A 13,880-nucleotide genomic window follows, 5' to 3' on the forward strand; every position below is an offset into this window, starting at 1 on the left:
GTTAAATAATTATGCCTTACGAATTCCTGGAGGCCGCTGTTCTTAGCCTGACGTTTTTCAGTGCGAAAACGCAGCATTCTACACTACATCTCCGTAACCTGGAAATGCACTTAGAGCCAAGCATAGCGTGAAGAAACAGCGTTTTCTTATTAGAGATGTAAATAATGATAAAGCCCGGTGAAATCACCGGGCTTCAGAAGAGAGCGTTTCAACACGAAGCTGGTCTGGTGCCAACGCAACGTTCAGAATAACGGGCTGCCATTCTTCCCGTGCGGCAAGCTTATGAGAAAAGCCCCGGGCCAGTAAAAAGCCCCCAACGCCACCCAGTGCTGCCCCGCACATTGCGGCCAGGTCGGTGCCAAAAAGCATCTGGAACACACCGCCCATCACGAACAAGCCCACCAGCGGGGAGAGGTAAACCAGCATGGCAGAAGTGAGCAAACTGCCTTCGGTGATACCCAGTTCGACTTTTTGCCCTTCCACCAGCGGTTGTTCACTTGGCACTGAGATGGTATGAGAAGTCTGCGGCCCAAGCTTGTTCAGCACGCGGCTTCCACAACCGGCTCTGGAATCACAGCTGTTGCACGACGCTTTTACATCGCAGCTGACCAGCGCAATGCCATCCGACCACGAAATGACCGTGGCCCACTCTTTAATCATTGTGCTGCCTTGAATTTAATGCTGTCGGAAATGCGCTTCGCTGTTTGCGGCGGCAATTCACCCACAATCGTTATTTCTGCGTTATCTCGCACCGTGGTGCTGACAGTCCGGCGACCGGTACGCAGCATTTGCTCAGAACTGTTTGCCGTCGCACGGTTGATGTTAACCGAGAAACTGAACAACCCATCGGAGTAGAGTCGAGATTCCACCGGCGTTTCGATGGTCGGCAACTGACGGCGGCTGCTAGAAACTTCGCTAAAGCCCTGTGGGATCCAGGAAGGTACCCAGTTGAAATTAACTGAGTCGCCCGCAGGCACAGACAAAAGCGGTGGCAGGCTGGCTTTTGCCAGATTGAGCATACTGTTCCCGACCTGGTTGTTGACGGTGAAGGAGATAACCCGGAACTGTTCCAGGGTCTCGCCATCACGATCGAGCAGGTCCACACGCATCGGCAGCTTAGTTTCTGCGTCAATCCAGACAATGTAGCTGTAACGTGTACCATCGCGCGCAACTACGCGGATCACCTCGCACAGACGATCGGCAATGCGCGTACGACCAACCGAGATAAAATCATAGAAAGGCGCAAGACGCTTAAAGTCTGTGTAGATAAGCGATGGGAGGGAATCAACGATGTAATCGCCATTAAGCGTGAAAGGCTCAAGACCAGGTTCGAAATAGCTGATTTCGTTACCGCGCTGAACAACTTCCCGACGCGGACCATCCATCTGTAAAAGCTGGGCAAGCGGCTGTTTATCAAGGCGGGCATGGCGATAGCGTAATGATTCTACACCCTGCTTATTGATGCTGATAAATGCCAACTCGTAATTGAGTGACTGGCTGGCCATATTCATTTGCTGCAACAACGCCCCGGATGAAACATCAGCCGAGGCGTTTGCACAGAAGAACAGGCTACCCGCCATCAGAGACATGGCGAACCAAAGTTGCTTCATTACTGCGATTGCGTTCCTAAAGTTTGGTTACCTGGCACCTGCACAGCGGCTTGCTGGGTTTGTGCCTGCTCAAACTGAAGCTGTTCAGAGTGCAGACGACGCTGCAACTCATAATCCTGCAACATCGCATTAATGCGACGGCGCTGCTCTTGTACCTGCTGTTGCTGACCGCCGCTTGCGGATGCATCTGCTGGTACGCCCAGGCTAACCGGGCTGGCTTTACCCATCATCGGCAGTGTATTAAACACTGGCGCTTCAGGCTGCTGATTGGCTTCAGACTGAGTATTATAGTGCTGGACGCCAACGATAACTGCAAGCGATACACATGCAGCCACACCCATTTGGGTAAGTTGACTGGCCCACGGGCGCACCTTTTGCCAGAACGGCATTTTCTGCCACTGGTGAGGCGCTGGTTGAGCTTCAGGAATCAGCGGTGTGGTCTGATGAACAGGCTCGTTCTCAATCGCCGCCATAACGCGTGCTGAGATATCGAAATGGAGAACCTCTTCGGTATCACCGCGCAGGGTGTCACGGATGAGATGATAACTCGCCCAGGTCTCTTGCATTTCGGGAGAATGAGACAGCTCGTTGAGCAGCTCACTATCCAGCGTTTCACCATCCATTAAAGCGGAAAGTTTTTCTTTCTGCATGCCTAATACCTTTTTCAGTATCCCGCTATCGTCAACGCCTGATAAGCGGTTGAACTTTATTATCAATAGCTTCTCGCGCACGGAAGATACGTGAACGTACCGTGCCGACCGGACAATCCATGATAGCGGCTATCTCTTCATAGCTCAGACCATCCAGCTCCCGTAACGTAATTGCCATGCGTAAATCTTCCGGGAGCGACTCGATCGTGCGAAAAACGATTTGTCTCAGTTCTTCTGACAACATTAAGTTCTCAGGGTTCGAAATTTCTTTCAATGCGCCGCCACTTTCGAAATTTTCGGCGTCGATTGCGTCCACATCACTGGAAGGTGGACGGCGGCCCTGAGCGACCAGATAATTCTTTGCTGTATTAACTGCAATACGATACAGCCAGGTATAAAAAGCACTATCTCCCCGGAAAGAATCCAGCGCACGATAGGCCTTAATAAAAGACTCTTGTACAACATCAGGGACGTCCCCTGACGGTACATAGCGGGAAACCAGACTCGCCACCTTATGCTGGTAGCGAACCACCAGAAGGTTAAAGGCTTTCTGATCTCCCTTCTGGACCCGTTCAACCAGGACCTGGTCCGTTAACTGCTCGCTCATCCGAGGTAATGTCTCCCCAAACCTAAATTCCACGCGTTATCGAAACGCCACTCTAAAAACACTGCACTTTTGAGCAAGCACCGACTTAGAGTGTCTGTTCTTCAATAAGTTCCGTAACACCTTTGTTTTTGTTCATCGCGCCGCAGACCGTTCATTTTCTATCATTATAAGTCCGTTCACGATACGTTCGCACTTTCTGCCTGTTTACCGTCAGAAGAGTAACGCAACACAGCCTTTATTTCACCACAAAATCTGAAGCTAACGATCTGCTTCGCAAAATATTTTCATACATTTACCCGCATTTAAGCCCTCACATAGAGTTTAGCCATTGCAACATCATTTAAAAAAAACGTGCGACATCTCGCATTCGGGTGCTATTCTGACCAAACAATGTTTAGTAAATTAAACAAGCATCATGAACACAACACCAGAACTGACGTGTGACGTACTGATTATTGGCAGCGGCGCTGCAGGATTATCTTTGGCGCTTCGCCTGGCTAAAAATCAGAAAGTTATCGTATTGAGTAAAGGGCCAATGAGCGAAGGCTCAACCTTTTATGCACAAGGCGGTATTGCCGCCGTGTTTGATGAAACTGACAGCATCGCTTCCCATGTGGAAGATACGCTGATTGCCGGGGCGGGGATCGTGGATGCGCACGCCGCCGAATTTGTCGCCAGCAATGCACGCCACTGCGTTCAGTGGCTCATCGATCAGGGTGTGTTATTCGATACGCAGATCCAGCCAAACGGTGAAGAGAGTTATCACCTTACCCGTGAAGGTGGACACAGCCACCGCCGCATCCTCCACGCAGCGGATGCAACCGGTAAAGAAGTTGAAACCACGCTGGTCAGTAAAGCCCTGGGCCACCCGAACATTCAGGTACTGGAACGCAGCAATGCGGTCGACCTTATTATTTCCGATAAGATTGGACTGCCTGGTACGCGCCGCGTGGTGGGCGCCTGGGTCTGGAATCGCAATAAAGAGAAAGTCGAAACCTGCCAGGCGAAAGCCGTTGTGCTGGCAACAGGCGGCGCATCCAAAGTTTATCAATACACCACAAACCCGGATATCGCCTCAGGTGATGGCATTGCCATGGCCTGGCGCGCTGGCTGCCGGGTGGCGAACCTGGAATTTAACCAGTTCCATCCAACAGCCTTATTCCACCCGCAGGCGCGTAACTTCTTACTGACTGAAGCCCTGCGCGGCGAAGGTGCTTACCTGAAACGCCCGGATGGTTCGCGTTTTATGCCGGACTTTGATGCCAGAGGCGAACTCGCCCCACGTGATATCGTTGCGCGAGCCATCGACCACGAGATGAAACGTCTTGGTGTTGATTGTATGTATCTGGATATTAGCCATAAACCGGCTGATTTCATTCGCCAGCACTTCCCGATGATTTACGAAAAACTGCTGAGCCTGGGAATTGATCTCACCCGCGACCCGGTTCCTATTGTTCCCGCGGCACACTATACCTGTGGCGGCGTCATGGTTGACGATCACGGTCGTACCGACGTTGACGGCCTGTATGCCATTGGCGAAGTAAGCTACACAGGGTTGCATGGGGCAAACCGCATGGCGTCTAACTCGCTGCTCGAATGCCTGGTCTACGGGTGGTCAGCATCGGAAGATATTATTAAGCGGATGCCTTATGCACGCCCGACGGCGCACTTGCCGGCCTGGGACGAAAGCCGCGTTGAGAACCCGGATGAGCTGGTTGTCATCCAGCATAACTGGCACGAGTTAAGGCTATTTATGTGGGACTACGTGGGGATTGTCCGTACAACCAAGCGCCTTGAACGCGCTTTACGACGCATCACCATGCTGCAACAGGAAATCGACGAGTATTACGCAAACTTCCGCGTATCCAATAACCTGCTCGAATTGCGTAACCTGGTACAGGTAGCTGAACTGATTGTGCGCTGCGCCATGATGCGTAAAGAGAGCCGCGGATTGCACTACACTCTGGATTACCCGGATCAGTTGGCCGAATCAGGCCCGTCGGTACTCTCCCCGGGTGCTCACATAAACAAATAAAATGCCTGGGTCAGAGCAGTGTAATCTTCGGAATAACGCTGGTCTGACCCACGGATAACCATCCGGTCGTTAAAACACTCGCCCTCTTTTGGTGACAGTGCCAGTAACACCCGGTGGGGCAAGCGCCCTTCTGTATCTGAAATATCAGTTCGCAGACGCAAGTTCCAGCCGATTTCCCGCGCAATTTCAATAAAGGTATTACCGGTGTTTTCTGGCAATACGACGCAGAAAAAACCCTCTTCTGAAATCAACTCAGCGGCACTGGTTAATAACGCGCGGTGATCAAGCGAACCGGTGTAGCGGGCCTGTTCACGCTCCGGCGTGCCGCACTCTACGCCGGGTTCATAGTAAGGTGGGTTGCTGACGATAAGATCGTAACGCGCAGTCTGCTCTGGTGCCCAGACAAGTACATCGGCACATTCCACTTTTACACGTTCAGCCCAGGGAGATTCAGCGGCATTTTCACTTGCCTGCTCAGCGGCTTGTACGTCAAGCTCAACGGCATCGATGGTGACATGTTGCTCGGTACGCTGCGCCAGCATCAGCGCCAGAAGTCCGCTTCCTGAACCAATATCGAGAATACGTTTAACGCCAGCAACAGGAGCCCAGGATCCAAGAAGGATCCCATCTGTGCCGACTTTCATCGCACAGCGATCGTGAGCAATAAAGAACTGTTTAAATGTGAAACCATCGCGGCGCAATTGCGCTTTGAGTTGAGACATGTCAGGGCAACCTTCTAAGTGAAACTGGAGTAGCATAGGGGAAAGCGAAGTGGTCGCAAAGCGATATCCATACAAACAGATGAAGATTACAGCCGTAACGTCTATAATCAGCGCCCCACACAGAGGTAGAACATGACTGTAACGACTTTTTCCGAACTTGAACTCGATGAAAGCCTGCTCAATGCACTTGAGAGCAAAGGCTTTACACGCCCGACCGCCATTCAGGCCGCGGCCATTCCGCCTGCGCTTGAGGGCCGCGATGTGCTCGGTTCTGCGCCAACCGGCACGGGGAAAACAGCAGCCTACTTGCTGCCTGTCTTGCAGCATTTGCTCGATTTCCCCCGCAAAAAATCAGGCCCGCCGCGTATTTTGATCCTGACGCCTACTCGTGAACTGGCAATGCAGGTTGCCGAACACGCGCGTGAACTGGCTGCGAACACCCATCTTGATATCGCCACCATTACCGGCGGTGTTGCGTATATGAACCACGCTGAAGTGTTCAGTGAGAACCAGGACATCGTCGTGGCGACGACTGGCCGTCTCCTGCAGTACATTAAAGAAGAGAATTTCGACTGCCGTGCGGTTGAAACGCTGATCCTCGACGAAGCTGACCGCATGCTGGACATGGGCTTTGCGCAGGATATCGAACACATCGCGGGTGAAACGCGCTGGCGTAACCAGACCATGCTGTTCTCTGCCACCCTGGAAGGGGAAGCGATTAAAGACTTCGCAGAGCGCCTGTTGGAAGATCCGGTGGAGGTGTCTGCAACCCCTTCCACCCGTGAGCGTAAGAAGATCCACCAGTGGTACTACCGCGCAGATGATCTGGAACACAAGGTTGAGTTGCTCAAGCATTTGCTGAAGCAAGAAGACGCGACTCGCACCATCGTCTTCGTGCGTAAGCGCGAGCGTGTGCACGAGCTGGCTGAAATGCTGCGTAATGCAGGGATCAACAACTGCTACCTTGAAGGCGAGATGGCGCAGGTTAAGCGTACCGAAGGCATCAAGCGTCTGACCGATGGTCGCGTAAACGTGCTGGTTGCCACCGATGTTGCTGCACGCGGGATCGACATTCCGGATGTAAGCCATGTGATTAACTTCGATATGCCCCGCAGCGGTGACACCTATCTGCACCGCATTGGCCGTACCGGTCGTGCAGGCCGCAAAGGTATAGCTATTTCTCTGGTCGAAGCACATGATTTTCTGCTGCTGCAGAAAATTGGCCGCTATGTTGATGAGCCGCTGAAGGCTCGCGTTATCAGTGAGCTTCGTCCGACCACGCGTGCACCGAGCGAAAAAATGACGGGTAAACCGTCCAAGAAAGCGCTCGCCAAACGTGCTGAGAAGAAAGAGAAAGAAAAAGAGAAGCCGCGCGTTAAACAACGCCACCGCGATACCAAGAATATTGGTAAGCGCCGTAAGCCAAGTGCTGCTGCGCCAGATTCGCAAACTGAAGAGTAAAAAAAAGCCGGGTATCACCCGGCTTTTTCATTCTGCTTCCGTGACAAAAAGCCTTACAGGCTTTCAGTAAAGGTACGCGCGATAACGTCGCGTTGCTGCTCGGGAGTCAGAGAGTTGAAACGTACTGCATAGCCAGACACACGAATGGTCAGCTGTGGATATTTTTCCGGGTGCTCAACGGCATCCATCAGCGTTTCGCGGCGCAGTACGTTAACGTTCAGGTGCTGACCACCTTCCACGCGTACTTCCGGTTTCACTTCCATTGGAATTTCACGGTATTCGATGTCGCCCAGTTTGCTTACTGGAACGATTTCATCTTCTGCAAAACCTGCTTTAGCCACTACACAGCGCGCTTCACCTTTCTCGCTGTCCAGCAGCCAGAAAGAGTTGAGCAGGTCGTCATTTGCAGCTTTAGTAATCTGGATACCTGTAATCATGTGATGCCTCCCTTAGGCTACATTAACTGGTGTCGGCCTGTTCAGGCCAATTGGTAAAACCATTGTTGCTTGCGTGTATATATATCACTCAGCCCCTTGCGATTTATTGATTTAAATCAACAAAAACACCAACCACATAAAGAGTGTGGTTTGATTTTATTGCTCCAGATCAATTTAACCACCTTACCAATTCAACCCAAATTGCATAGTTTCAAATTAAATTTAAGGACTTAGGGCATTTTTCCGCGTGGAATTTTGATCACCAGGGTTTAACGGGTAAGCTAGGCGCAGATGAGATTCGCAGGAGAGCGAGATGACAACCCCTTTAACATGGCACGACGTTCTGGCCGAAGAAAAACAGCAACCCTATTTTATTAATACACTCAGCACCGTCGCGGCAGAGCGGCAATCTGGCCAGACGATTTATCCGCCGCAGAAAGATGTCTTCAACGCTTTCCGCTATACCGAACTGAATGATGTAAAAGTGGTTATCCTCGGTCAGGATCCTTACCACGGGCCAGGGCAAGCGCATGGTCTGGCATTTTCCGTGCGTCCTGGCATTGCCATCCCCCCTTCTCTTTTGAATATGTATAAAGAGCTTGAAGGTACCCTTCCCGGCTTTACCCGGCCAACACACGGTTACCTGGAAAGCTGGGCGCATCAGGGGGTTCTGTTATTGAATACCGTATTAACCGTGCGCGCAGGTCAGGCCCACTCTCACGCCAGCCTGGGCTGGGAAACTTTTACGGATAAAGTGATAAGCCTCATCAATGAACATCGTGAAGGCGTGGTGTTTTTATTGTGGGGATCTCATGCGCAGAAAAAAGGGGCGATTATTGACCCGCAGCGTCATCACGTGCTGAAAGCACCGCATCCATCACCGCTGTCTGCACACCGCGGCTTCTTTGGCAGTAATCATTTTGTTCTGGCGAACGAATGGCTGGAAAAACGTGGCGAGACGCCGATCGACTGGATGCCTGTGCTGCCGGCAGAAAGTGAGTAGTTTTATGCAGTATGCCCGGCTCACCGGGCATACCACCGCAGATTAAGGCTTATGCCTTATTCTGACGCCACCATTCAGCCAGCAGTACGCCGGTTGCAACGGAAACGTTGAGGCTTTCGACATTACCAGTACCGTCGATAGACACGCTCAGATCGGCACTCGACAGCGCAGCATCAGACAGACCATCGCGCTCCTGACCCAACACCAGCACCATCTTACGCGGCAGCGTCGCTTTAAACAGCGGTGTACCGGCGTGGCTGGAGGTGGTCACAATGGAATAGCCCGCTTTGCGGAACTGCTCGATGGCATCCAGAACACTATCACCGGTGATCGGCTGAACATGCTCAGCACCACCTTCTGCGGTACGGATCGCCGCACCTGATTCCAGCAGCGCAGCGTCCTGCAACAGCACGCCTTTCACGCCAAAGTGCGCGCAGCTACGCATCATCGCCCCCAGGTTATGCGGGTTGCCGACATCTTCCAGCGCCAGAACGCAGTCATCTGCCTCAGCCTGGCTCACCCATTGCTGAACAGTCGTCCCGTTACGTTTTTTGATCAGGAAGCAAACGCCACCGTGGTGTTCGGTACCGGACGCTTTGGTCAGCTCGGCATCATCAACCACATGGTAGGCTTTACGGTTCGCCGCCATCCAGCGCAGCGCTTCTTTGAAGCGTGGCGTTACGCTCTGAATAAACCAGGCACGAACGATGCACTCAGGGCGGCTCTGGAACAGTGCCTGGCACGCATTCTCACCGTACACGCGGGTCTCTTCCGCACGCTGACGGCGCAGCACTTCAGGATCGATAAAGCTTTTACCGCTGATACCGCCGTGATCGGCCTTTTCTGGCGTCTCGTCGCCAGGGGCGCGAGAAACGGTACGCCACGGGGACGAGCCATCACGTGAGAAATCATCACGTGGACGGTCATCGCGTGGACGGTCATCGCGTTTGCGATCGTCACGCTTACGATCATCACGTTTGCGGTCATCACCGCGGTTATTTCTGTCATCGCGGGCGGGGCGACGGCCACCGTCTGCACGAGAAGACGCCGGACGCCCGCCACCTTTTCCGGTACGCGGATTTTGGGTGCGTTTATCAGAATCCTCATCACTGCGGACATACATCACTTTGACCTTGCCGCTTTTGTTCTTTAATTCGTCGTTCATGCTTTTCTCCACCAGCGCTGCGCGAAGCGCGCAGATTACCCGATGTGCAAGCTCATAGCCATTATTTCGTACAAAAGCCTGCGACTATTGTTCTCATTGAATAAAACGCATTGTCGTTTCAAATAGGCTCATTGATAATATGTAACATATTAGAAACAAAATCGGCGTTCTGCCGCTCTGTCCCACAGCTCTATCAGAGGTTAGTTATGAATACCGTATGTGCCAACTGTCAGGCTCTTAACCGCATTCCCGATGATCGGATTGATGATGGTGCGAAGTGCGGGCGTTGCGGTCACGAATTGTTTGATGGTGACGTGATTAACGCGACGGGTGCTACGCTGGACAAACTCCTCAAGGATGATCTGCCCGTGGTTGTGGATTTCTGGGCGCCATGGTGTGGTCCATGCCGGAGTTTTGCGCCAATCTTTGAAGATGTTGCAGAAGAGCGCAGTGGTAAAATGCGTTTCGTGAAAGTGAACACCGAAGCTGAACGCGAGCTTAGCGCTCGCTTCCGTATACGCAGTATCCCGACCATTATGATTTTCAAAAATGGCGAAGTGATCGACATGCTTAACGGCGCAGTTCCTAAGGCTCCATTTGAGAGCTGGCTGAACGAATCCGTGTAACAATCACGGGGCACATCTTGTGCCCCGTTCTTCCCTCTGCGAAAATGGTGTTTTTCCTGCATTTCGCCCATGACTGATAACGCCGTACTTCAATTACGCGCCGAACGCCTTGCGCGTGCGACCCGCCCTTTCCTTGCTCGTGGCAACCGTATCCGCCGCTGTCAGCGCTGCCTGCTGCCGCTCAAGGTTTGCCTGTGCGAAACACTTGCCCCTGCTCAAGCACAAAGCCGTTTTTGCCTGGTCATGTTCGATACCGAACCCATGAAACCCAGCAATACAGGGCGTCTGATTGCGGATATTCTGCCGGACACAACGGCATTTCAGTGGTCACGTACCGAACCATCTCAGGCGCTGCTCGATCTGGTTGCCAGTGATGAGTATCAGCCGATGGTCGTTTTCCCGGCCTCTTATGCAGGAGAGAGCCGTCAGGTGCTTTCTGCGCCGCCTTCAGGGAAGCCGCCGCTATTCATTATGCTGGATGGCACCTGGACCGAAGCGCGAAAAATGTTCCGCAAAAGTCCTTATCTTGACGCGCTGCCAGTCATTTCAGTCGATCTGTCACGCGTATCTACTTACCGACTGCGTGAAGCGCACGCAGAGGGACAATACTGCACCGCAGAAGTGGCAATTGCGCTGTTGGACCTTGCCGGGGATACGTTAGCGGCAGCTGCGCTGGGCGGCTATTTTTCCCGTTTTCGTGAGCGCTACCTGGCAGGAAAAACCATTCATAAGGGCAGTGTCACAGCAGACGAAGCAGAAAACGTTTAAAATCATCAGGTCACTCGTATCTACTGGAGACTTGCATGAGTCAGCGAGGCCTGGAAGCGCTACTACGCCCTAAATCCATTGCTGTTATCGGTGCGTCGATGAAGCCTGATCGTGCAGGTTATCTGATGATGCGTAATTTACTGGCCGGTGGATTTAATGGCCCCGTGTTGCCGGTTACGCCCTCCTGGAAAGCGGTACAGGGCGTACTGGCGTGGCCCGATGTGCAGAGCCTGCCTTTTGTGCCAGACCTTGCCGTGCTGTGTACAAACGCGAAACGTAACCTGGACCTGCTTGAGTCACTTGGCCAGAAAGGGTGTAAAACCTGCATTATCCTCTCTTCTCCTCCTGAACAGCATCCTGAGCTTCTCGCCTGTGCCAGCCGGTATCAGATGCGCATTCTCGGCCCAAACAGTCTCGGTTTGCTGGCGCCCTGGCAGGGTCTGAATGCCAGTTTTTCCCCCGTTCCGATTCGCAAAGGCAAGCTGGCGTTTATTTCCCAGTCTGCGGCTGTATCAAATACCATCCTCGACTGGGCGCAACAGCGCGAAATGGGATTTTCCTACTTCATCGCGCTGGGCGACAGCCTGGATATTGATGTCGATGAGCTGCTGGATTTCCTGGCCAGGGACAGCAAAACCAGTGCAATATTGCTGTACCTAGAACATTTAAGCGATGCCCGCCGTTTTGTCTCAGCAGCCCGTAGTGCATCGCGTAATAAACCGATTCTGGTCATCAAAAGTGGCCGTAGCCCAGCCGCACAACGGCTTCTGCATTCACATTCAGGAATGGATCCTGCGTGGGATGCCGCTATTCAGCGCGCAGGTTTGCTGCGTGTTCAGGATACACATGAGCTTTTTTCCGCGGTCGAGACACTGAGCCATATGCGCCCGTTGCGCGGTGAGAAATTAATGATAGTCAGTAATGGTGCAGCACCTGCTGCACTGGCTCTGGACGAACTGTGGCTACGTAATGGCAAACTGGCGGCGCTCAGTGAGGAGACGCTTCAGCGCTTGCGTGACGCCCTGCCAACAAGCGTTTCATCCGGTAATCCGCTGGATTTGCGCGATGATGCCAGCAGCGAGCGTTACATCAAAGCCATCTCTATCTTGCTGGATAGCCAGGATTTTGATGCGCTGATGATCATTCATTCGCCAAGTGCCGCCGCCCCCGGCAGCGAAAGTGCGCGAGGGCTTATCGAAGCGGTTCGAAATCATCCTCGCGGGAAATACGTCACGCTGCTAACCAACTGGTGTGGAGAGTTTTCATCACAGGAAGCACGGCGGCTGTTTAGTGAAGCCGGGCTTCCGACCTATCGCACCCCGGAAGGCACCATCACCGCGTTTATGCATATGGTGGAATATCGTCGTAACCAGAAACAGTTGCGTGAAACCCCTGCTTTACCGGGTCATCTGGCGGCGAATACCGTTGATGTTCGCAGGTTGTTGCAACGGGCCATCGAGGAGGGTGCAACATCTCTGGACACCCATGAAGTGCAGCCGATCCTCGGCAGCTATGGGATACACACCCTACCCACCTGGATTGCCAGCGACAGCGCAGAGGCCGTTCATATTGCCGAGCAAATTGGTTACCCGGTTGCGCTGAAACTGCGTTCGCCGGATATCCCGCATAAGTCCGATATTCAGGGCGTTATGTTGTATTTACGCACTGCTGCGGAAGTACAACAGGCCGCAGACGCCATTCTCGATCGGGTAAAAATGGCCTGGCCGCAGGCGAGGATCCACGGTTTGCTGGTGCAAAGTATGGCCAACCGTGCCGGTGCCCAGGAGTTACGGGTGGTGGTTGAGCACGACCCGGTCTTTGGCCCACTGATTATGCTGGGTGAAGGCGGTGTTGAATGGCGCCCTGAAGAGCAGGCAGTGGTCGCCCTGCCACCACTGAACATGAACCTGGCGCGCTATCTGGTTATTCAGGCCATTAAAAGCAAGAAAATCCGCGGGCGAAGTGCACTGAGACCGCTGGATATCGCCGGGCTAAGCCAGTTTTTGGTGCAGGTTTCTAATCTGATTGTTGATTGTGCTGAAATTCAGCGCCTGGATATTCATCCGCTGCTGGCTTCTGGCACTGAATTTACCGCGCTGGACGTCACGCTGGATATTGCGCCCTTTAAAGGTGACAGCGAAAGCAGGCTGGCTATTCGTCCTTACCCGCTGCAACTTGAAGAATGGGTGGAAATGAAAAACGGCGAACGCGTGCTGTTCCGCCCTATCCTGCCAGAAGATGAACCTCAGTTGCGGGTGTTTATCTCGCAAGTAACGAAAGAAGATCTCTACTATCGCTACTTCAGCGAAATCAACGAATTTACCCACGAAGATTTAGCCAACATGACCCAGATCGACTACGATCGTGAAATGGCATTTGTGGCTGTTCGTCGCCTGGAAGCAGAGGAAGAGATCCTGGGTGTTACGCGTGCGATCTCTGATCCTGATAACGTGGATGCGGAGTTCGCCGTGCTGGTACGTTCCGATCTGAAGGGGCTGGGTCTGGGCAGACGCCTGCTGGAAAAACTCATCAGTTATACGCGCGATCACGGATTGTTACGCCTGAATGGCATTACTATGCCTAACAATCGCGGCATGGTAACTCTGGCGCGAAAACTTGGTTTTGACGTTGATATCCAACTGGAGGAAGGTATTGTTTCCCTGACCCTCGGCCTGAATTCGGCGGATAAACAAGAGTAACCTACTGGAAATGTTAACCACTTTGGATGGTACTGGTGGTATCATTGTCCGCTTATGTTGTTTGCCTGGTACAGACAACCCTTCAATGAACAGAGAA

General features: G+C 52.7%; 14 protein-coding genes. 6 read left to right on the top strand and 8 right to left on the bottom strand.

The features are described 5' to 3' along the window. Nucleotides 1–183: 183 nt before the first annotated feature. The 5 genes from rseC to rseD are packed head-to-tail and all read right to left on the bottom strand — an operon-like array spanning nt 184 to nt 2,929. A complete protein-coding gene (gene rseC, locus HV107_RS03480; protein ID WP_182062093.1) occupies nt 184–660 on the bottom strand; it encodes a SoxR-reducing system protein RseC in 477 nt (158 codons plus the stop codon). Continuing rightward, nucleotides 657–1,610, bottom strand: coding sequence for a sigma-E factor regulatory protein RseB (gene rseB / locus HV107_RS03485; protein WP_182062094.1), 954 nt, complete (start codon nt 1,608–1,610; stop codon nt 657–659). The genes rseC and rseB overlap by 4 nt, the downstream gene beginning before the upstream one ends. Further along, complete coding sequence (gene rseA, locus HV107_RS03490) at nt 1,610–2,260, bottom strand: anti-sigma-E factor RseA (protein WP_182062095.1); 651 nt, start codon at nt 2,258–2,260, stop codon at nt 1,610–1,612. Before rseA ends, rseB begins: the two co-directional genes overlap by 1 nt. A 31-nt stretch (nt 2,261–2,291) precedes the next feature. Then, nucleotides 2,292–2,867 carry an RNA polymerase sigma factor RpoE gene (gene rpoE, locus HV107_RS03495; protein WP_006176728.1) on the bottom strand — a complete coding sequence of 192 codons (576 nt, stop codon included), beginning with the start codon at nt 2,865–2,867 and terminating at the stop codon, nt 2,292–2,294. Next, nucleotides 2,864–2,929: a rpoE leader peptide RseD gene (gene rseD / locus HV107_RS27210; RefSeq protein ID WP_224955222.1), complete on the bottom strand. Its 66-nt coding sequence runs from the start codon at nt 2,927–2,929 to the stop codon at nt 2,864–2,866. Before rseD ends, rpoE begins: the two co-directional genes overlap by 4 nt. Nucleotides 2,930–3,282: 353 nt before the next feature. Here rseD and nadB point away from each other — a divergent pair, with 353 nt between their 5' ends. Continuing rightward, nucleotides 3,283–4,902, top strand: coding sequence for an L-aspartate oxidase (gene nadB / locus HV107_RS03505; protein ID WP_182062096.1), 1,620 nt, complete (start codon nt 3,283–3,285; stop codon nt 4,900–4,902). On the opposite strand, the gene trmN is transcribed toward nadB, so the two are convergent. Then, a complete protein-coding gene (trmN, locus tag HV107_RS03510) occupies nt 4,887–5,624 on the bottom strand; it encodes a tRNA(1)(Val) (adenine(37)-N(6))-methyltransferase TrmN (RefSeq protein WP_182062097.1) in 738 nt (245 codons plus the stop codon). The two genes, nadB and trmN, sit on opposite strands and share 16 nt — an antisense overlap. A gap of 132 nt (nt 5,625–5,756) precedes the next feature. On the opposite strand from trmN, the gene srmB reads away from it, so the two are divergent. Continuing rightward, a complete protein-coding gene (srmB, locus tag HV107_RS03515; RefSeq protein WP_166716667.1) occupies nt 5,757–7,085 on the top strand; it encodes an ATP-dependent RNA helicase SrmB in 1,329 nt (442 codons plus the stop codon). Nucleotides 7,086–7,138: 53 nt separating this feature from the next. Here srmB and grcA read toward each other — a convergent pair whose 3' ends face one another. Further along, the gene (gene grcA, locus HV107_RS03520) at nt 7,139–7,522 is read right to left on the bottom strand and encodes an autonomous glycyl radical cofactor GrcA (protein WP_014071384.1); all 384 of its coding nucleotides are present in this window, start codon (nt 7,520–7,522) and stop codon (nt 7,139–7,141) included. A 313-nt stretch (nt 7,523–7,835) separates the two neighbouring features. Between grcA and ung the strand changes: the two genes are divergently transcribed. After that, nucleotides 7,836–8,525, top strand: a complete 690-nt coding sequence (gene ung / locus HV107_RS03525; protein WP_182062098.1) for a uracil-DNA glycosylase — start codon at nt 7,836–7,838, stop codon at nt 8,523–8,525. 49 nt (nt 8,526–8,574) lie between these two features. On the opposite strand, the gene HV107_RS03530 is transcribed toward ung, so the two are convergent. Next, nucleotides 8,575–9,690 (bottom strand): tRNA/rRNA methyltransferase, encoded by a 1,116-nt coding sequence (locus HV107_RS03530; protein WP_182062099.1) that lies wholly within the window; start codon nt 9,688–9,690, stop codon nt 8,575–8,577. Between the two features lie 206 nt (nt 9,691–9,896). Between HV107_RS03530 and trxC the strand changes: the two genes are divergently transcribed. The 3 genes from trxC to HV107_RS03545 all read left to right on the top strand — a co-directional run bounded on the left by trxC (nt 9,897) and on the right by HV107_RS03545 (nt 13,783). Beyond that, entirely contained in the window at nt 9,897–10,316 is a 420-nt protein-coding gene (gene trxC / locus HV107_RS03535) for a thioredoxin TrxC (RefSeq protein ID WP_182062100.1), read from the top strand. Nucleotides 10,317–10,385: 69 nt separating this feature from the next. Continuing rightward, on the top strand, nt 10,386–11,084 hold the full coding sequence (gene tapT / locus HV107_RS03540; RefSeq protein WP_182062101.1) for a tRNA-uridine aminocarboxypropyltransferase: 699 nt from the start codon (nt 10,386–10,388) through the stop codon (nt 11,082–11,084). A 35-nt stretch (nt 11,085–11,119) separates the two neighbouring features. Continuing rightward, the gene (locus HV107_RS03545; RefSeq protein ID WP_182062102.1) at nt 11,120–13,783 is read left to right on the top strand and encodes a bifunctional acetate--CoA ligase family protein/GNAT family N-acetyltransferase; all 2,664 of its coding nucleotides are present in this window, start codon (nt 11,120–11,122) and stop codon (nt 13,781–13,783) included. Nucleotides 13,784–13,880: the final 97 nt, after the last annotated feature.

The sequence above is a fragment of the Enterobacter sp. RHBSTW-00175 genome (genome assembly GCF_013927005.1).
GTDB lineage: Bacteria > Pseudomonadota > Gammaproteobacteria > Enterobacterales > Enterobacteriaceae > Enterobacter.